Origin of the sequence: Nostoc parmelioides FACHB-3921, from assembly GCF_014696625.1 — a bacterium.
In the GTDB taxonomy this organism is placed as follows: Bacteria; Cyanobacteriota; Cyanobacteriia; order Cyanobacteriales; family Nostocaceae; genus Trichormus; species Trichormus parmelioides.
This window is the reverse complement of the sequence record NZ_JACJQL010000036.1, coordinates 50,891-69,700: the sequence shown is the minus strand read 5'-3', so window position 1 is coordinate 69,700 and position 18,810 is coordinate 50,891. Positions and strand designations below refer to the sequence as shown.

18 protein-coding genes are annotated in these 18,810 nt (G+C 42.2%); 4 read left to right on the top strand and 14 right to left on the bottom strand.

The genetic code is table 11. From position 1 onward, the window contains the following. Positions 1 to 144: 144 nt before the first annotated feature. From hypB to H6G14_RS21185, 13 genes are all read right to left on the bottom strand, one after another. A complete protein-coding gene (hypB, locus tag H6G14_RS21245) occupies positions 145 to 1,017 on the bottom strand; it encodes a hydrogenase nickel incorporation protein HypB (RefSeq protein WP_190569350.1) in 873 nt (290 codons plus the stop codon). Next, positions 1,008 to 1,349, bottom strand: a complete 342-nt coding sequence (locus tag H6G14_RS21240; protein ID WP_190569348.1) for a hydrogenase maturation nickel metallochaperone HypA/HybF — start codon at positions 1,347 to 1,349, stop codon at positions 1,008 to 1,010. The genes hypB and H6G14_RS21240 overlap by 10 nt, the downstream gene beginning before the upstream one ends. Positions 1,350 to 1,367: 18 nt before the next feature. After that, the gene (gene hypE, locus H6G14_RS21235) at positions 1,368 to 2,471 is read right to left on the bottom strand and encodes a hydrogenase expression/formation protein HypE (RefSeq protein ID WP_190569346.1); all 1,104 of its coding nucleotides are present in this window, start codon (positions 2,469 to 2,471) and stop codon (positions 1,368 to 1,370) included. A gap of 80 nt (positions 2,472 to 2,551) precedes the next feature. Continuing rightward, positions 2,552 to 2,743 (bottom strand): hypothetical protein, encoded by a 192-nt coding sequence (locus H6G14_RS21230; protein ID WP_190569344.1) that lies wholly within the window; start codon positions 2,741 to 2,743, stop codon positions 2,552 to 2,554. Next, on the bottom strand, positions 2,727 to 2,942 hold the full coding sequence (locus tag H6G14_RS21225) for a tautomerase family protein (protein WP_010994872.1): 216 nt from the start codon (positions 2,940 to 2,942) through the stop codon (positions 2,727 to 2,729). Before H6G14_RS21225 ends, H6G14_RS21230 begins: the two co-directional genes overlap by 17 nt. Before the next feature lie 54 nt (positions 2,943 to 2,996). Continuing rightward, positions 2,997 to 4,148 (bottom strand): hydrogenase formation protein HypD, encoded by a 1,152-nt coding sequence (gene hypD, locus H6G14_RS21220; protein ID WP_190569342.1) that lies wholly within the window; start codon positions 4,146 to 4,148, stop codon positions 2,997 to 2,999. Positions 4,149 to 4,321: 173 nt separating this feature from the next. Next, complete coding sequence (locus H6G14_RS21215) at positions 4,322 to 4,582, bottom strand: HypC/HybG/HupF family hydrogenase formation chaperone (protein WP_190569340.1); 261 nt, start codon at positions 4,580 to 4,582, stop codon at positions 4,322 to 4,324. Between the two features lie 88 nt (positions 4,583 to 4,670). Then, on the bottom strand, positions 4,671 to 7,031 hold the full coding sequence (gene hypF, locus H6G14_RS21210; RefSeq protein WP_190569338.1) for a carbamoyltransferase HypF: 2,361 nt from the start codon (positions 7,029 to 7,031) through the stop codon (positions 4,671 to 4,673). 49 nt (positions 7,032 to 7,080) lie between these two features. After that, complete coding sequence (locus H6G14_RS21205; protein ID WP_190569336.1) at positions 7,081 to 8,253, bottom strand: NHL repeat-containing protein; 1,173 nt, start codon at positions 8,251 to 8,253, stop codon at positions 7,081 to 7,083. 26 nt (positions 8,254 to 8,279) lie between these two features. Further along, entirely contained in the window at positions 8,280 to 8,756 is a 477-nt protein-coding gene (locus H6G14_RS21200) for a NifU family protein (RefSeq protein WP_190569334.1), read from the bottom strand. Between the two features lie 59 nt (positions 8,757 to 8,815). Beyond that, positions 8,816 to 9,805, bottom strand: coding sequence for a tetratricopeptide repeat protein (locus tag H6G14_RS21195; protein WP_190569332.1), 990 nt, complete (start codon positions 9,803 to 9,805; stop codon positions 8,816 to 8,818). A 209-nt stretch (positions 9,806 to 10,014) separates the two neighbouring features. Continuing rightward, positions 10,015 to 10,239: a hypothetical protein gene (locus tag H6G14_RS21190; protein WP_010994865.1), complete on the bottom strand. Its 225-nt coding sequence runs from the start codon at positions 10,237 to 10,239 to the stop codon at positions 10,015 to 10,017. Between the two features lie 8 nt (positions 10,240 to 10,247). After that, positions 10,248 to 10,514, bottom strand: a complete 267-nt coding sequence (locus H6G14_RS21185; protein ID WP_190569331.1) for an asr0689 family protein — start codon at positions 10,512 to 10,514, stop codon at positions 10,248 to 10,250. Between the two features lie 528 nt (positions 10,515 to 11,042). Between H6G14_RS21185 and H6G14_RS21180 the strand changes: the two genes are divergently transcribed. From H6G14_RS21180 to H6G14_RS21165, 4 genes are all read left to right on the top strand, one after another. Continuing rightward, positions 11,043 to 12,005 (top strand): hydrogenase small subunit, encoded by a 963-nt coding sequence (locus H6G14_RS21180; protein WP_190569328.1) that lies wholly within the window; start codon positions 11,043 to 11,045, stop codon positions 12,003 to 12,005. 100 nt (positions 12,006 to 12,105) lie between these two features. Further along, positions 12,106 to 13,701 carry a nickel-dependent hydrogenase large subunit gene (locus tag H6G14_RS21175; protein ID WP_190569326.1) on the top strand — a complete coding sequence of 532 codons (1,596 nt, stop codon included), beginning with the start codon at positions 12,106 to 12,108 and terminating at the stop codon, positions 13,699 to 13,701. 413 nt (positions 13,702 to 14,114) lie between these two features. Continuing rightward, a complete protein-coding gene (locus tag H6G14_RS21170) occupies positions 14,115 to 14,375 on the top strand; it encodes a DUF7219 family protein (protein WP_190569324.1) in 261 nt (86 codons plus the stop codon). A 226-nt stretch (positions 14,376 to 14,601) separates the two neighbouring features. After that, positions 14,602 to 15,339, top strand: a complete 738-nt coding sequence (locus H6G14_RS21165) for a DUF1995 family protein (protein WP_190569322.1) — start codon at positions 14,602 to 14,604, stop codon at positions 15,337 to 15,339. An 83-nt stretch (positions 15,340 to 15,422) separates the two neighbouring features. On the opposite strand, the gene H6G14_RS21160 is transcribed toward H6G14_RS21165, so the two are convergent. Beyond that, a complete protein-coding gene (locus H6G14_RS21160) occupies positions 15,423 to 18,455 on the bottom strand; it encodes a zinc-dependent metalloprotease (protein ID WP_190569320.1) in 3,033 nt (1,010 codons plus the stop codon). Between the last annotated feature and the right edge of the window lie 355 nt (positions 18,456 to 18,810).

Here is an 18,810-nt window from a genome sequence, read left to right as displayed (position 1 = left end):
CCTTAAACCGTGATTTTTACGTTCAGCAATGATAACTATCTTATCTCAGTTATATCTCCTATAATCCCTTCACAGTAAGCTTTTTATCTTTTGTAGACAAGTCTATTGTGGAAAAACATCTATGGGTTGACGCAAAGTTACTGCTTACATCACTACTGGTTGTAGAGAAGCGGCTACTTTTTGCGTTAGCCATTGATACCAAGTATCTAATCCCGCACCTGTAGTTGCGGAAACTTGGAAAACCTGCATTTTGGGATTTACTTGCTGTACATATTCTAGACAACGCTGCACATCAAACTGTACATAAGGTAACAAATCAATTTTGGTAAGAATCATAATCTCACTAGCACGGAACATATGGGGATATTTAATTGGTTTATCCTCGCCTTCCGTCACCGAGAGAATTACAACTTTTACTTGTTCGCCTAAATCAAATAAAGCTGGACAAACTAAATTACCGACATTTTCAATCATTAAAACTGAGTTAATAGGTGGGTTTAATTGTTGTAAACCCCGTTCAATCATAGAAGCATCTAAATGACAGCCCGTACCAGTATTAATTTGAACAACTTTACACCCTGTTTCTTTGATTTTTTGGGCATCATTAATTGTTTCTTGGTCGCCTTCAATGACGGTTATAGGTAATTTATGTTTTAAATCATTAATGGTGCGAGTTAAAAGAGTTGTTTTTCCTGCACCAGGGGAACTCATTAGATTGAGAGCGAGAATATTTCGACCTTTAAACCATCCCCGATTTTGGGCAGCCAACAGGTTATTTTTTCCTAAAATCTCTTGTTCTAAAGATATAGTTGTGCCATGAATTTTTGCATGAATTTGCGATGGTTCATTATCGTGATGATGGGAGTGAGTGACTACAGTACCATCAGATAAAGTGTGAGTATGATGATCACTGTTTTGTCCTTCGTGTGCATGATGGTGATTATGTTCCATTTCACCTGTTTCTAAATTAGTAATTGTGCCTTCAGCATCATCAGAACAACCGCAGGTTACACACATACTTCCTCAACTTCTATCTCTTTAATTTTCAGTTCTTCGCCAGTAATTAAATCTAAATGTACACTACCACAACCACATATTCCAAATGGTTTTTCTAAAGCAATTTCTGCACCGCATTGGCGACACTTTGCTAAACCAGGAATCTCTAAAATTTCTAATACTGCACCTTCTAAGACTGTACCTTGACTACAAATATCAAAACAAAATTTTATAGCATCTGGCATGATAGCTGAAAGTTTGCCGATTTCTAATGAAACTCGGCGTACTTTCGCGCCATGAGCATATTCATTAACAATGGCTACGATATTTTGTGTAATTCCTAGTTCGTGCATGAAACACTCTACTTATTATCAACAAATTCGTGGTAATTGCTCGCCTACTAGCATATCAATAATTCGTTCTGTGCCAAAAGTAGTTTTTAGAAACACTACCCCTGGAGGAGAAGCAATAACCTCACCAATAATACACGCATCTTTACCGGCCGGGTGAGACTTCATGGCAGATAAAACTGTGTGCGCTTGTTCACCCCTGACCACTACTACTAATTTGCCTTCATTAGCTAAATATAAAGGGTCTAAACCTAAAATTTCGCAAATTCCTTTGACTTCCTCACGCACAGGTATGGATGCTTCATTAATGCGTATTCCCACATTAGAAGTTAGGGCAAATTCATTTAAAACTGTAGCTAAACCGCCCCGTGTAGCATCCCGCATGGCATGAATTTGAGGACAAACATTGAGGATAGTTGCTACTAAATCATGTAGCGGTTGACAGTCGCTTTCTATATTAGTTTCTAAAGCTAACTCCCCACGAGCAATTAAAATTGCTGCTCCATGATTGCCTAGCTCACCATTAATAATTATGGCATCTCCTGGTTGAATATTGTGAGCAGAAATATTAATACCACTTGGAATAATACCAATACCAGCAGTGTTAATAAAGAGTTTATCCGCACATCCATGAGGAACAACTTTGGTATCACCAGTAACAATTTGCACTCCAGCTTTTTGAGCGGCTATTTTCATGCTGGTGGCAACACGACGAAGGGTTTCTGTTGCTAGTCCCTCTTCTAAAATTACGCTACAGGTAAGATATAAGGGTTTAGCACCACTCACTGCTAAATCATTAACTGTGCCGTTTATTGCTAATTCTCCTATATCACTGCCAGAAAAAAATAACGGGTCTACAACATAGGAATCTGTGGTAAAAGCTAGCCTATCCCCCTGCTGTAAAAGATTAGATAAATCCAAGCTGGCTTGGTCTTCTAATGGGGAAAGGTGAGGATTATCAAAATTATTAACAAAAATATCATCAATTAGGTCGCGCATAGCTTTACCGCCGCTACCATGCGCCAAATTAATGTGAGTATCTTTTACTTTAGCTGGGCGACGGCGGATTTGTTCGATTTTTTTAAATAGGGGATTTGATACTGAGTTAGTTTTTGAAAAATCCATTTTTTATCATTTGTAGTTGGGAATTAAGAGAGTATTTATTAAGATTTGCGTGTTAGTTGTCAGTTGTTAGTTGTCAGTTGTCAGTTGTTGAAAGGATATGGTCTAATACCCCAGTATTTGATTTCTGAGATATACGTAGTTGTGGTGGGCATTGCCCACCCTACAGATACTTGTGGCGTGGTTTTTACGTATCTTTGCCACTGACTACCGACTACTGACCACTGACAAAACTCTATTCCTTTGTGGGTGGAGTTTTTATCTGCCTGTTTCATCGTGTCTTCCACGATGCCTATCACAATGCAAAATACCATTCACAGCCCAATTTTCGCGTTCAAATTCATCAATGTGAATAGTTATCCATTCCGGTTTAGTATCTAAAGCAGTTACTAAAGCATTAGTAATAGCTTCTACTAAATGCCGTTTTTTTTCGATGGAGTGTCCTCTAGCAATTTTAACGGTGACAAATGGCATACTAATGTCCTCGCAGTGTTGTTGTGTGGAGTGTGTCGCTGCTTTTTTTGGAGGTTATGACGAGATAGTCACTTTTGGCTTTTCGGCTGCTTGTTTTTGCAACGTTGTCGAAAATCTGCCATATTTATAGTATGCGGCACAAGCTCCTTCTGAGGACACCATGCAGGTGCCTATTGGTGCTTCTGGTGTGCAGGCTGTACCAAATACCTTACACTGCCAAGGTTTGAGGACTCCTTGAAGAATTTCGCCGCACTGACAGGCTTTATGGTCGGCAACTTTCAGGTTAGGAATAGTAAATTTTAATTCAGCATCAAATTGGGTATATTCTTCTCTAATTTTTAACCCAGAATCCGGGATTTCATCTAAGCCACGCCATGCAAATGTTTCCCGGACTGCAAACACTTTGTGCATAGCTTCTAGGGCTATTTGATTCCCTTGTTTTTGGACTAATCTATTATATTGATTTTCTACTTCACAGCGATTTTCTCTTAGTTGCTGTAACAACATCCAAATTGATTGGAGAATATCTAATGGTTCAAAGCCGGAAACAACAATTGGTTTATGATATTTTTGGGCAATAAATTCATAAGGTTCAGTACCAATTACCATACTCACATGACCAGGGCCAATAAAGCCATCTAGCTGCAAATCAGGGTTATTTAATAAAGCTTGCAAGGCGGGTATGACGAGGACATGATTAGAAAACATACTAAAGTTAGTAATATTTTCTGAAGCAGCTTGGAGGATGGTAAAAGCGGTGCTGGGGGCTGTGGTTTCAAAGCCTAAGGCGAAGAATACAATTTCTTTATCAGGGTGATTTCTCGCAATTTGCAGGCTATCTAGGGGAGAGTAAACCATGCGGATATCTGCGCCTGTGGCTTTAGCTTGCAGGAGGCTGGTTTTGGAACCGGGGACGCGCATGGTGTCGCCAAAGGTTGCTAAAATTACGTTGGGATTTTGAGCAATAGCGATCGCATCATCTAATCTCCCCTTAGGCATAACACAGACTGGACAACCAGGCCCGTGAATCAGTTCTAGGTTGGCTGGTAAGATTTCTTCAATACCGTATTTAAAAATAGAGTGAGTATGCCCGCCGCATACTTCCATAATTTTGATATGTTTATCTAATTGCTGGCTGAGTTTTTCTATCTCACGGCGTAAGGCTTCAGCTTTTTCTGGTTCCCGAAATTCATCGACGTATTTCATATATGGGGATTGGGGATTGGGGACTGGGAGATGAATCAATTCAAAATTCAAAATTCAAAATTCAAAACAGCCACAATGATTTGGTTTTTAAACCTTTGCGCCTACCGCAAGCGGAACGCCTCCGGCGAATGCGTGAGACAAAAACCATCCCACTAATCAACAACACCAAAAAATTAATTACTAACTTCTGCTTGAAATGTGGCGATTTCCTGTAATAATTTTAAAGTTTCGGCTGCTTCTTGTTCGTTGATTCTATTCATAGCAAAGCCTACATGGACTAATACCCAATCTCCTAAACAAGCTTCTGGGGGATGTTGTTCATCTACGATGCAGGCGATGTTGACTTGGCGTTTTACTCCACCAACATCAACGATGGCTAGTTTGTGGTTGATGTCGGTGATTTCAGTGATTTGTCCGGGGATTCCTAAACACATTTTTGTTGTTCTTGGGTGGAGAGGGAGGAAAGATTTTTTTCACGCACAGGCGCAGAGAGTTTTTATGAGTATTTAAGGATGTTTAATATTAAGAGTTTTTCATTAATTTGGCGGCTGTGATGATTGCTTGACCTAGTGATAAACCACCGTCGTTTGTAGGAACTAAGCTATGAGTAAGTACGTTAATTTCTAAGTTTTGTAACTGCTTAGTGACTAGTTGTAATAAGATACTATTCTGAAACACTCCTCCTGTTAGGGCGACTTGATTAAATAAGTTTTGTTGACGAAGATGTTTGACTGTCTCCACAATGACATTAGCCAAACTTAAATGAAATTTAGCAGCAATAACTTGTTGAGGAGTTTGCTGCTGTAAGTCATCAAGCAATAGTTGCCACATGGAACATGAGTCTATACAATAAATATTATCGGAAAAGGTAACCTGAAAGGGATAAACTGCTGTTTCTTTAGGATTATTTAATGTATGGATATCGGCTATAGCTTCTAGTGCGATCGCTGCTTGTCCTTCGTAGCTACATTTTTCTGGACAAATACCGATAGCACCAGCTACAGCATCAAAGAGCCTTCCTACAGAAGAAGCCAGAGGAGTATTAATACCTTGTTCTATAAGTTGATTTAGTAAATTTATCGGCTGTTTTTGTAAAAATTTAATAATCTCTAAATCATTGTATTTTTGTTGACAACTATCCCAAATATTGGCACTTAATAAATGAGCATAGGTATTACGCCAAGGCTGATAAATCGCTTGTTCAGCACCAATCATTGCCACTGGTTTAAATGTAGCCAGGCGTTGGAATTGAGTATAATCAGCTAAAAGAAATTCTCCACCCCACAGTTTACTATCTGTACCATAACCTAGTCCGTCAAAAGCAATACCTAAAACTGGTGATGAATCTAAGGGAATACCATTTTCTCCCATACAAGCAGCAATATGGGCGTGATGATGTTGAATAGATTGCAGTTGAATATGGTTGGCTGTGGCTAATTCTTTACCAAGTTTTGTTGAGAGATATTCAGGATGTAAATCAACCGCAATTATTTCTGGTTGATGTTGAAATAAATTTAAGTATAAATTCAATGTATCTTGATAAGAATTGAACGCCAAAGCATTTTCTAAATCACCCAAATGTTGAGACAAAATTGCTTCGCCTCCTCTCAATAAACAAAAGGTATTTTTTAACTCACTACCCATCGCTAAAATTGGCGGTACATTATCAAATCCTGGTGGTAATTTTATCGTTGCTGGCGCATAACCCCTAGCACGACGCATGATTTGAATTTTATTATCAACCACCCGCATAACTGAATCATCAACTTGGTTCACAATCTCTCGATTATGTAGAAGAAAATAATCGGCTATATGACTTAATTTTTCTTTCGCTTCATCATTATCAATACACTGTGGTTCGTCAGAAATATTACCACTTGTCAAAACAATCGGGCGATTCATCCGCTTGAGAATCAAATGGTGCAAAGGCGTATAAGGTAGCATAAAACCGAGGGTATTTTGTCCTGGTGCGACAGTGGAAGCGATAGGGAAAGAAATTTGTTCCTCTGTCTTTTTTGCTAACAAAACAATCGGTGCAGCAGGACTAACTAATAACTGGCGTTCCCTATCATTAACAAAGCAATATTTTTCAATAACATTAATATCCCGTGCCATCAAAGCAAAAGGCTTATCATATCTTCGCTTACGTTGACGCAATTTCTCCACAGCCGCTTCTTGGGTCGCATCACAAGCTAAATGAAAACCACCAATTCCCCTAATAGCGACAATTTCACCCTTCTGTAACAAAGTACAAACAGCATCCACATCATCCAACATAGAAAACATGGAAGCAGTCACAGGTTTACCATCAGCCCGTTCTAGCCAAGCTGCGGGGCCGCAGGTGTGACAGGCTACAGGTTGGGCGTGAAAGCGGCGATTTTCTACATCGTGGTATGAGTCCTCACATTCGGGACACATGACAAACGCAGACATACTGGTATTACATCTGTCATAAGGAATGGCACGAATAATACTCAACCGGGGGCCGCAATGAGTACAGTTAGTAAAGGGATAACGGTAAAAACGGCTAAAGGGGTCAAAAATTTCTCGCTGACATTCAACACAAGTAGCTGCATCAGGAGTAATTTCCGTTCTCACTACGCCACTAACACTCTGAGAAATCACAAAATCATTAAAGTTTAGCTCATCTTTGCAAGGTGTCCTGATGAGTTCATTAATTTTCGCCAGTGGTGGACATTCTTCCTGCAATCTAACAACAAACTCCGCCAAAGCCCCTTCGTCACCACATACCCGAATTAACACCCCTTCCCCATCATTACAAACATCCCCCCGCAACCCACAAGCCTTAGCCAGATGGTACACCGTAGGACGAAAACCCACTCCCTGCACAGTTCCCCGCACTCGAATTTCCTCAGTCGCCATAAAAACTCCTCTCCGCGCCCCTCCGCGCCTACCTCAGCGCCCCTCTGCGTTACAAAAAGCGCCACAACAAAACCCGATTATTCCCAGAATCAGATATTACCGCCGTACCACCACAAACCTTCACCCCATAACACCAATTCAGACTATCCCTAGTTGGCAAACCAAAATGCCGATTTTCACTTTTACTTTGAAAAGAATTTTGGCCGACGATACCATCAGCGATCGCACCCTGCAATAATAATATTGACTCTGGCTTTCTCCATCCTAACAACCGAGAATTAGCCGTATCCGCCACCAGCAACCAATCCTCAGTCGCCCCCACCCCATAAGGCATACTCAAACTACCAGCACTGGGAAAATAAACCCCTTGGTTCATCTCCACCAAATCAAAACTTTTCTGTCCCAACACCACCGCACAAGGGACATTATTTTCCGTAGGTATCCCCTGCCAAATCATCACCCGATTATTACCCGCATCGGTAACAACTAAATTATCATTCCAAAAAGCAATATCATGACACCAGCGCATACTCCCAGCCGTGGGGGAACCACCACCATTTTCATTCCGAGATATCATATCTGGCTGTCCCAAAACCATATCAGCCGGTTGTCCATTTTCTGTGGGTAACTCCTGCCAAATTAACAACCGACGATTACCAGTGTCAGCCACAAATAAACGCCCCTGATGATATGCAACCCCATAAGGCCAGTGCATAGTATTGGCATCTGGTGATTGCTTACCCCGATTTGATTCATTCTCCGAAAAATTCCCTTGTCCTAATACCAAATCCGCCGGCACATTGCTATCTTCCGGTATCTTGTGCCAAATTAAAACCCGGTGATTCCAAGCATCAGCAATTGCCAAACCTCCACCACAGACACAAATCCCCGTCGGTACACTCACAGTAGCCCTACCTGGTGTACCCTTAGCATTCTGTCCCTCATGATAAAAATCTGGTTGTCCAATTACCCAGTCAGCCGGTTGACTATCCCTGGTGGGTACTTGTCGCCAACCCAACAACCGATGATGTCCCGTATCTGACACCCATAACGTCCCTGTTTCCGCCACCAAGCAAGCACCACGGGGGCCGAACATTGTGCTGGGAGTAGGCGCTAGAGGAATCGCTAATAATTCTGGGTTAGGAATATCACCTAAAATCACCACCGCCCCTAGAGGTGAAAGGGGAAAATTTGCAGGAGTTTTTGTTAATTCTGGTTGCAAAGTCTTATAGTGATTTGTTAATTTTATTACTTCACAGCAATCACCGTCATAATTTCTGGACACAGCGCCTTAATAGCCTGTTCCACCCCTTGAGATAACGTCAAAGTAGAAGCCGGACAACTACTACAAGTCCCGATAAACCGCACCTCTACCGTATCCGGTGGTTTAATCGCCACTAACTCCACATCCCCATGATGGTCTTTCAAACCCGGACGCACCTCCTCCAACGCAGCTTGCACACGTTGTAAAAGCGGCGGTTGGGGCTGTTTCACCAACCCATGATAAAGTAGAACCCCGTAAACCACCTCATCCTGCACCGCATTTTGTAAAGCCGGCAAACATTCCTGCTTGACACTTTTAATTAACCGTCTCAAAGCTTCCTGATGTAAGTCCTCAATCGCCCGCTTCAACCCAACTACCACCCCGCGCTGAGTTTCATCCCACTGTGAGATAATCGCCTCATAGCGGTTAATTTCCGTTACTAAATCGTCTAAATTTGTCATTGGTTGGCAACATATTATTGGGTGAGGAAGACGCGATGAATCGCGTCTCTACAAGTGGTTTATTTGTCGTCATTACTCATACTCACCCGAATTTCTGCCCCTACCTCATGCAACGCCTGGGCTACCGCCTCCGCCTGTTCCATTTGCTGACATTGACTAAATATTTCCCAAGCTTCTTGATAATAAGCACGGGCTTGTAAAAGATTTTGGGAATTACCTAACTCTGGCTTTTCGGGGTCGTCAGGTAAATTAAACAAAGCATTAGCCTTATTGGCAATCGTGTTGGCATATTCCACAGGCGTACCTTGACAAGTACGTACCTTTAATGATTCATTATAAGCTGCGATCGCTCGTAAATTATTTTCCACCGGATGAGAACTGGGTAAATATTGCAAAGCATTACCCAAGTTATTTTGCAACATCGCATATTCCCTGGGGTGGTCAATCAAGTTAATTTGCTTGAGTGCTGACTCAAAAGTCTGTACAGCCAAACCTGCATAGAGATTTTGCTGTTCTGACTCCCCCGACATAGAAAGGTAGGCGATCGCAATATTATTCGCCAAAATCGCGTATTCTTGAGGATAATCCTGACTTGTAAATACTCCCATCGCCTCCTGATAAGCAGCAATACTATCGGTTATCCTCGCCAAATTAAAAGGCACTAAAGACTGCAACACCAACCCGAAATTCATCTGGGCTTCTGCAACTTCCACCACCCCAGCCAACTGTCGCAGAATCGGTAACGCCTCCTCATAACCAGCTTTAGCTTGTAGCAGCAATTCCGCTCCCACATCAGGAATCGACTTCAACGCCCCAGCCATCCCCGCCTGAGAACGGGCTTTCCATAAAGAATAATCCCCGCTACACATTTTAATTGCTTGCTGATATAACTCAACAGCATTCCATAAATCCCCAGACGTTTTAGGCTTTTTCTGCAAACCTTGTGCCAATTCAATCAACATCTGAATTTTCTCTTCAGTTGTCGCTGACTCCGATGCAATGGCTGCCAATGCGGCTTTTACTGTTGAATCTGTAATGCTGGGTGTCATTTAAAGTGAATTATGAGGTAGGAGAAACTAGTATTTTTTCAGGAACTATCACCATTTTCTAGGTACATATGCAGCCTAATTACAGACAGAAAGGGATGAAAAATAATATTTTCAGCCCCTAATTTTTATGCAATAACTTCCATTTTTAGATTGGTGATTAATCAATACTAATCCGACAGTCAGCACTACTTTGACAAGTAAACAACAAATCACTTCATTTTGAAATCCTTGAGGAGGAATGGCATGATTATACCTGTAGTTAAACTAGAAATAGTTACTGGTAAACAAAAAGGAATTTCCGCCTGAGCAAGTAATACTAGTACTAACAAACCGATAGTACTACCTATCAGAGTTTGCCTCATAAAATATATGGGGTCACGTAGCAGCTTACCTTTCAAAAATAACCTCGCTGACAACCAACCTAATTCCAACATATTGCCTCCTAATAATTACTCAAGAAACTTAGTAAACCCAGACCCAAAACAATAGCAGGAATTACTCCCGCCGGCGCAAACAATGCCCCAATTGTGGCTGAAAAACCATAGCCAATATCTTTCCCAGCCAATACCATCCCACCAATAGCGCCGCCAATCATTGATATAAGTGTGGCTACAACTAACCAAAATAATCCCGTGATGATAGTGACATCACTTGTGACCATATTGGTCAGAAATTCACGAAGATGAGAGTTACTAAAAAATTCATTCATTAGCTATTATGCTCCTCTCTTGACTGGCAGTATACAAAAAGCCTCATTAACTTTTAAATATAAAACACCATATATATAAATTCTAGAGGGTGATCATCAATCAAAAATATCTCATATAATAACCCAGTACTTATACCTAAAAGCAAGCTCTACAAAATGTAAATTTACTAATTAAAATCTGTCTAAAAAACTACTATTAAAACAAATATAATATTGATTTAACTATTATCAAAAATTAAATTTATTTAATGATATTCAATCGGATAGAAAATACTGTATTCTGAAAAGTAAACCTTTATAAACAGGTGAACCTCTACAAGCGTCAACACCTGCATCACACCTGATAAAACTCTACTCACAAGAGGATAGAGTTTTGTCAGTAGTCAGTGGCAAAACAACTGACTACTGACCCTTCGGGCGACGCTCGTTCCTCGCTAACGCCAGTTGCTCATGGGGGAAACCCCCAAGACTGCACTGGCTCACAACTGACACACCCAGTGCGATAAACAATATATAAACTAATAGCCAATGACTAACGTACTCTGGCTGCAAGGTGGTGCTTGTTCAGGCAACACCATGTCTTTTCTTAATGCCGAAGAACCCACAGTATGCGATTTAATTGCTGATTTTGGTATCAAAGTACTTTGGCATCCTTCCTTAGGACTGGAACTAGGCGACAACTTACAAACCTTACTCTGGGATTGCATCTTAGGCAAAATACCTCTAGACATTTTGGTCTTTGAAGGTACTGTAATTAATGCCCCCAACGGTACAGGCGAATGGAATCGTTTTGCCGATCGCCCCATGAAAGATTGGCTAACCGACCTCGCCCAAGCCGCTAGTTTCGTCGTCGCCGTGGGAGACTGCGCCACCTGGGGAGGAATCCCCGCAATGGAACCAAACCCCAGCGAATCCCAAGGCTTGCAATTCCTCAAACGTAAAGCTGGCGGTTTCTTGGGTCAAAATTTCCGCACCAAATCAGGACTACCAGTCATCAATATCCCCGGTTGTCCATCTCACCCCGATTGGATTACGCAGATATTAGTGGCGATCGCTACCGGACGCATCGGCGACATCGCCCTCGATGAACTCAACCGCCCCCAAACCTTCTTCAACACCTTCACCCAAACCGGCTGTACTCGTAACGTCCACTTCGCCTACAAAGCCACCACCGCCGAATTTGGACAACGCAAAGGCTGCTTATTCTACGACTTGGGTTGTCGCGGCCCCATGACTCATTCTTCCTGCAACCGCATCCTCTGGAATCGCGTTTCCTCCAAAACCCGCGCCGGAATGCCCTGTTTAGGTTGCACAGAACCAGAGTTCCCCTTCTTCGACCTCAAACCAGGAACCGTATTTAAAACCCAAACCATTATGGGAGTACCTAAAGAATTACCACCAGGAGTAAGCAATAAAAACTACGCTGTCCTCACAATGGTGGCTAAAGACACAGCCCCCAAATGGGCAGAAGAAGACTTTTTTACAGTTTAGTCCATAGTCCATAGTTAATAGTCCATAGTGCAAATTTCTTGACTGTTGACTAATGACTTTTGACTTTTGACTTTTGACCCTTGACTCTGGACAAATAATCATGACAATTCAAACATTAGATATATCACCCGTCGGTAGAGTCGAGGGTGATTTAGATGTTCGTGTGGAAATAGAAAACGGACAAGTAGTTAACGCCTGGACACACGCCGAACTATTTCGCGGCTTTGAAATCATTCTTCGTGGTAAAGACCCCCAAGCTGGACTAATTGTTACGCCTCGTATCTGCGGTATCTGCGGTGCTTCTCACTTAACCTCTGCATCCTGGGCATTAGATACAGCCTGGAATACAACCGTTCCCCGCAACGCCATCTTAGCCAGAAACCTCGGTCAAATCGTCGAAACCATCCAAAGCATCCCCCGTTACTTCTATGGATTGTTCGCCATTGACTTAACAAACAAAAAATACCGGAGTAGCCGCTTCTACGATGAAGCCGTCCGTCGCTTCGCCGCCTTCACAGGCAAATCCTATGAACTCGGCGTGACCATTTCCAGCAAACCCGTAGAAATTTACGCCCTATTTGGCGGACAATGGCCTCACAGCAGTTATATGGTGCCTGGTGGTGTGATGTGCGCCCCTACCTTAACCGACATTACCCGCGCTTGGGCAATTCTCGAATACTTCCGCACCAACTGGTTAGAACCTGTATGGTTGGGTTGTTCTTTGGAACGCTACGAAGAAATTCAAACGTACGATGACTTCATGGACTGGTTAGAAGCAGACATCAAACATCGTGAGTCAGACTTGGGTTTCTATTGGCGCATGGGTTTAGATATCGGGTTGGATAGATACGGCGCTGGTGTGGGTAAATACGTCTCTTGGGGATACCTACCTCATGAAGATAAATACCAAAAGCCCACCATCGAAGGACGCAACGCCGCTATGATTATGAAAAGTGGCGTGTACGATAGCTTCAGCGATACCCATACTTTGATGGATCACTCCTTCGCCCGTGAGAATACCACCCACTCCTGGTATGACGAAGGTAACGCAGATGTTCACCCCTTTGACCGCACCACCAAACCCACCCAGAAAAATACTAAAGACTTCAAAAATGCCTACTCTTGGTCAACGGCGGTATTACACCAAGACTTCGGACGTTTGGAAGTCGGCCCCCTAGCCCGTCAGTTAGTTGCTGGTGGTCAGCATGGTGAATCTTGGCAACACTACGACGGGTTTATTCTGGATGCTTTTCAAAAAATGGGTGGTGCTAGTATTCACTTGCGTCAACTTGCACGAGTTCACGAAATTGTCAAGTTATATCGCCAAGCAGAAAGATGTCTGCGTGAGTTCGTCTTAAATGACCCTTGGTATATCAAACCCAAAGAAAAAGACGGTCGCGGTTGGGGTGCAACGGAAGCATCACGGGGTTCTTTGTGTCACTGGATAGATATAGAAGGTGGCAAGATTAAGAATTATCAGGTGATTGCAGCGACTACTTGGAACGTCGGCCCCCGTGATAGTGAGGGGGTACGCGGCCCTATTGAGGAAGCTTTGATCGGGACTCCTATTGAAGATTCTAGAGATCCTGTGGAAGTGGGACACGTGGCGCGATCGTTTGATTCTTGTTTGGTGTGTACTGTTCACGCTCATGATGCGAAGACTGGTGAGGAGTTGGCGCGTTTTCGCACTGCTTAAGTTTAAACGCAGAGGGGCGCGGAGGTACGCGGAGCGTTTTTTATGAGTTGAAAAAGATCAATTTCTGGTACGCTGCTTATCTTTTCGTGTTGGCTGTGAACGGTTGACAGTTGACCCTGAGCGTAGTCGAAGGGTCAAGCATAAGCGAAGCCGAATCGTTGACCGTTAACCGTCAGCAGTCAACAAACCATACAACTGACGGCTGACTCATGGCGGTCAACCATATTATTAAGTGGTTAGCCGGGATTGATATGATACACGCTCATACAGAAGAGTGTTTTGGCTGAAATGATCAACAACTTTTGGGAAAGCCCTAATTTGATTTTGATGTTAATTTAGGACTTCAGGCTGGGAATACTATTTGTCTAAGTATAAAAAACTATTCAAAAACAGTCTTAAAAGCGGGTGAAGTGATGATGGAGCCTAATCGGAACGACAAAAACAACTTTTTTTCTGCTCGCAGTCGCCACTACGGTGGGGAGAAAGCAGAAAATAATACATTTAACACTGATTTGCGAGAATTTGCCAACAGAATTGGCTATGTCACAGCCTTGGAAACATCCGGTAAGCTTTCTCCTGATGAAGCTTGTAAGCAAATTAAGTCTCTTTGGAAACAATTGAAACGTAGTAAAAAAGCGCTCTCGATTAGTAACGACCCACCAATTTCACCTTGAAGACAAGGGTTTTTGCTTGTAGAGGGTGTTACGACAAAATTGGCGAAGGCGATCGCTCAATTGGGTTAAGCTAGCAAATAATTCCTAAAACTGGGGACACTAGGCGCTTAACCATGTCTTCACACAGTTTAATATATTTAAATCTCTTGAGCTTTAGCTAGTTAGCCAGGCTCGATTTTTCATAAACTGAAACAATAGAAGTCAATGCTTGAGAGATAAATATATTATGCCGGAACTTCCCAACAGTTTAGAAGACGCGATCGCCCAATCCCGTGAAGCTGCTTTAGCAGCTCTCGCAGACGGTTGTAACCGTATCCAAGTCGAGTTGCTGTTTCCCGAACTCAAGTTTATGCCTGTAGCAGAACAGTTTCTCCCCTGTTTGGTAGAATATGAATCTCGTTTGAAAGTCTTCTTTGCTGATGCTGGCGCTGCTGCTTTAGCTCGTCGTGATTGGAAAGACGCACCCTTTCAAATTTTGGATATTGGTACGGGAAGGACTGCTTCTATTCAATCGAAAATTCAACCGGAAGATGAAATTTTCCTCTTTATTTCCCCCACTTCCGTAGAAGTACCCCAACTAGAGAAAATTTGTGAAATAATAGGCGATCGCCCGGCTATTTTCCTCAACCCTCGCTTAGAAGATGCAGGTACTGTAGGTATTGGTTATACAGCCAGACAAACCCGCGAGCGTTTCCTCAATATCATTCAATCCTGTTACTACCTACGTCCTATTGATGATGAAACGGCTTTATTCCGTTCTTACCCTGGAGACTGGGAAATTTGGGTAGAAAATGATGGTAACTGGGCGAAAATTGCCAATTTACCCAAAAAGCCTTCAGGTGATGAAATAGATTTAATTCTGATGAAAGGGCAAGCACAAACAGCAGAGGCAGATGCTATACCTGCCAGAAAGCCCAGTGTTTTCAAAAGTTTACAACGTTTTATTAAGGCGTTGAATCGTTAGGGGGATTGGGGATTGGGGACAAATCAAATTCTCTTTCGTTACCCATTCCCTATTACCCATTCCCTATTACCCGTTCCCCAAACCTAATTCGCCTGCAATGGGGCATTCAAGGCTTTCTCAATGCGATCGCTAGTTTCTAGTAAATGGGCTTTGGTATATTCATCGTTGGTATTGACTGACTTGAGTTTGTCGTTTAATTGTTTAAGTTTATACCAAGCTAAGGAACGGGCATCTTCAGGGACGTATTCTCGCCGCAACACCATACCAATCAAGATATCAAGATATTCTCGTTGCAAGCCGCGCCGGAGGCTGGTAATTTTCAGCGCCCCGGCTTTTGGTTTGAGAACTTCTGTCCAAACTCCAGTTTGCAAAGTATCAAAAAGCTCAGGTAATGATAGTGATTTTTCGGGTAAGCTTTTGAGTTCAATATCCTTGAGACGAGTGAGGCGATCGCCTGCTAGTAATTCCCGTAATACAGCAGCTTGCAGGAATAAGATCAAGTCATGAACAGGATAATCTAAGCGGCCAATTTGGGGGAAACTTCCCCAGTGATACCAGCGAGAAGGTGCTAATTTATTCAGCAGGTCTGGGGGGAAATTCAGGGCATCTTCAGCAAAGATATACTTTTGTAGTGTTTTGAGTGCTTGCCGTTGTTGGTCTACAGGTACAGGTTCAAATGGTAAGCGATTTGGGCGGCTAGCTAATTTAGTAGCTGAGATTTCCCCAGCCTGTAGACGGTAGAAGGACTGCCCACCAATGTATTTTGTTGTGTAGAAGATATTCTGAAAATAGTTACTGAGAACTGAGCTAAAGCGATCGCTTAAATCACTATAACTTTCTCCAGGCATGGGGAAACTTTTATTGAGACTTTCCCACATCAACCGAGAATTATCTAATTGCCATTGGGAATAAACCAACACGTTACTACTATGATCCCAAGCATCGGCGGTAGGGTCGAGGTCATACATATCCTCATCGGGAGAATAACTTAATTCCGGTTTATAAGATTGGCTGGCGATTGCTTGTAAAATTGGCTTTTCCGCTATGGGAGTTGTCGCGTTGGTTTGGGTATATCCGTACTGAATTGCCCAATCATCATAAGACCCGACCATACTGGGAAAATAGTCTCCCTGCTGTGTTCCTTGGGGGGCAATATTCGGCGGAATGTAATCCATCACCGAACTTGTCAAACCTTTATGGCGGCTAATTTCCTGATTGTTCATTTCTTCTGGAGATAGCAAATTACTACCACGGAAGTTATGGCGCAAACCGAGGGTATGTCCTACTTCATGGGCAATAATTAAACGTAAATATTGATTTATATATTGTTGTAGCTGTTCTTGATTCGGTGCGTTGTTTTGTAACAGTGACATGGACAAAGCCCCAAAGGCAAATTGATTGGCGGCTTCCATCCCGTAGCATAAGTCATAATCACTGGCTAACTTGGATAAACGCTGCAAAAAACCATTTGGTCTTGGGGATTTTTCTTGAGTAGTGTTGTTGGCCTTTGCGGCTAAACCTTTGTGACAAAGTCCGCGATTCCGCATTAGTGCCGATAAGGAAGTACGGGTGTTGAGTTGATTAGGTTCTACAAGTGTGCTGTATCGACTTTTGAGTAAGCGGACAAGACTAGCATCAACTAATATGTCTGCATCCAAAATTTCCCCAGTTAAAGGATTAACGCGAGATGGCCCCATAGCAAAATAACCATCAACAGTGTTAATCCAGCGAATTGTATTGTAACGAATATCGGCTGGATCCCATGTGGCATTGTCTGGCATTTGTCTGGCTTCCACTGCATCCTGAAATCCGGCTTTGAGAAAAGCCTTGTTCCACATGAGTATCCCTTCTTTGACAGCTTGGCGGTACTGTAAGGGTACGGCGTTATCAATCCAGAAGACAATGGGTTTCTTGGGACGAGATAGGGGTGATTCCGGGTCTTTCTTTTCTAAGTGCCAGCGATTAATATAGCGGACAAAAGGATCGTTACGTTCTTCTTTAGATAAATCCTGGTAAGCGGTGATAAAGTAACCAACACGTTCATCAGCTATCCGGGGACGATAATTATTTTCTGGTAGTTGGGAAAGACTATAGTGAACCCTGAGGGTGAAGCCACGACTATCTGGTACAGTCGTGAAATATAACATTTCATTGTTAGGGTTGGTACCAGTACTACTAGAGAAGTTCAAGACCGACTCAATTTCTAAGTTGTGAGGAAAGGTTTTGGCACTGCCAAAAGAGGACTGTTCTGTATTTGGGGTCAATCCTGTAAACAGAGATAATCCGGCTAAATCTGCCAGCAGCAAATCACCCAAGTCAATTAACAAGGTTTTTCTTTGGGGATGGATGCTTTTGATGTCCACCGAATAGAGAACGGAATCGCTAAACGAACGGGCGAGCGATCGCGCTTGTGGATCACCTTCTCTTGTGCGAAAATTCACATTACGCACCACAAAAGATAGTTTTTTGTCTACTCTCTGGAAATAAAATAAAAAGTCTTGTAACGGTAAACCACTATAAATTCCCTGTTCGCCAATACCCGATTCCAGGGTTGCGGTAGCTAAGTAATTTTTGTTTATTTGTTCTGGCTTAATTTCTAGATATATTTTATTCTTTTCTTTATGGCGATAGAGAGTAAATAGACCGTCTAGTTTTTCGGTATCTTTCACTACTTCATCAAAAGATTCCAAATCATCCTTTTTTTCTGGCTTAGATTCTGTAGTAGGTTTCTTGTCTGGTTTATCTGTGGCTTTACCAACTTTGAGAAATGGTTGCTGTGCCGCCTTTTTATTATCGTTTACTACCCAAATAAAGGGTTGATCCTTGACTTGTTGATTTTGGTTAATTACCCAAATTTGTTCTGGCTTTTGTAGTAAAAGCTGATGTGATTGTTTGATAGCGGCAGAGGTGAAAGTAGTGTAAGCAGGGTGTAAGGGTGTAGGGGTAAGGGGGTGTTGATTGGTTATTGGTTTTTGAAGCTTAGTTGTTATATCTATAATTGGAGAATTTTGAGAATCTCGATTAACTATATCTACAGGTGACAACTTGGCGTTCGCTGTTGCTATTCCTAAAAACAATCCATTGAGCAATATTAAATAAAATGTAAATTTTTTCATCTAGTTTATCCTAATAACTATCGTTAATTATTTCGTCTGCCCTATGAGCCTCAGTTGTCTGTTCACCGGAAAAGACCCAAAATTACCTGATGGCTAGCAATTAGCTTCTCAGTTTGGTGAGGAACAGCATTTTTCAGATTTTTTGCACTGTTTTGTTGTAGTATTTTTCCTAACTATCGTCCTTGTAGCAAACAGTACGTATTATTTTTACATCTGTTTTAGTAGAGTTAGCGCCTAAAAATAGAATTATTTCCTTAAAATAGCTCAATTTTGCCAATTTTTGAGAACATATAGCCTTATCGTCCTCTTAAAGATAAAATTTTTTACCGAGAAAATCCTTATGTCAGGTGTTGTT

Excerpts from the sequence above, each read along its gene's own strand:
- hypB (WP_190569350.1), bottom strand. The coding sequence starts at position 1,017 with ATGTGTGTAACCTGCGGTTGTTCTGATGATGCTGAAGGCACAATTACT.
- H6G14_RS21240 (WP_190569348.1), bottom strand. The coding sequence starts at position 1,349 with ATGCACGAACTAGGAATTACACAAAATATCGTAGCCATTGTTAATGAA.
- hypE (WP_190569346.1), bottom strand. The coding sequence starts at position 2,471 with ATGGATTTTTCAAAAACTAACTCAGTATCAAATCCCCTATTTAAAAAA.
- H6G14_RS21230 (WP_190569344.1), bottom strand. The coding sequence starts at position 2,743 with ATGAAACAGGCAGATAAAAACTCCACCCACAAAGGAATAGAGTTTTGT.
- H6G14_RS21225 (WP_010994872.1), bottom strand. The coding sequence starts at position 2,942 with ATGCCATTTGTCACCGTTAAAATTGCTAGAGGACACTCCATCGAAAAA.
- hypD (WP_190569342.1), bottom strand. The coding sequence starts at position 4,148 with ATGAAATACGTCGATGAATTTCGGGAACCAGAAAAAGCTGAAGCCTTA.
- H6G14_RS21215 (WP_190569340.1), bottom strand. The coding sequence starts at position 4,582 with ATGTGTTTAGGAATCCCCGGACAAATCACTGAAATCACCGACATCAAC.
- hypF (WP_190569338.1), bottom strand. The coding sequence starts at position 7,031 with ATGGCGACTGAGGAAATTCGAGTGCGGGGAACTGTGCAGGGAGTGGGT.
- H6G14_RS21200 (WP_190569334.1), bottom strand. The coding sequence starts at position 8,756 with ATGACAAATTTAGACGATTTAGTAACGGAAATTAACCGCTATGAGGCG.
- H6G14_RS21195 (WP_190569332.1), bottom strand. The coding sequence starts at position 9,805 with ATGACACCCAGCATTACAGATTCAACAGTAAAAGCCGCATTGGCAGCC.
- H6G14_RS21190 (WP_010994865.1), bottom strand. The coding sequence starts at position 10,239 with ATGTTGGAATTAGGTTGGTTGTCAGCGAGGTTATTTTTGAAAGGTAAG.
- H6G14_RS21185 (WP_190569331.1), bottom strand. The coding sequence starts at position 10,514 with ATGAATGAATTTTTTAGTAACTCTCATCTTCGTGAATTTCTGACCAAT.
- H6G14_RS21180 (WP_190569328.1), top strand. The coding sequence starts at position 11,043 with ATGACTAACGTACTCTGGCTGCAAGGTGGTGCTTGTTCAGGCAACACC.
- H6G14_RS21175 (WP_190569326.1), top strand. The coding sequence starts at position 12,106 with ATGACAATTCAAACATTAGATATATCACCCGTCGGTAGAGTCGAGGGT.
- H6G14_RS21170 (WP_190569324.1), top strand. The coding sequence starts at position 14,115 with ATGATGGAGCCTAATCGGAACGACAAAAACAACTTTTTTTCTGCTCGC.
- H6G14_RS21165 (WP_190569322.1), top strand. The coding sequence starts at position 14,602 with ATGCCGGAACTTCCCAACAGTTTAGAAGACGCGATCGCCCAATCCCGT.
- H6G14_RS21160 (WP_190569320.1), bottom strand. The coding sequence starts at position 18,455 with ATGAAAAAATTTACATTTTATTTAATATTGCTCAATGGATTGTTTTTA.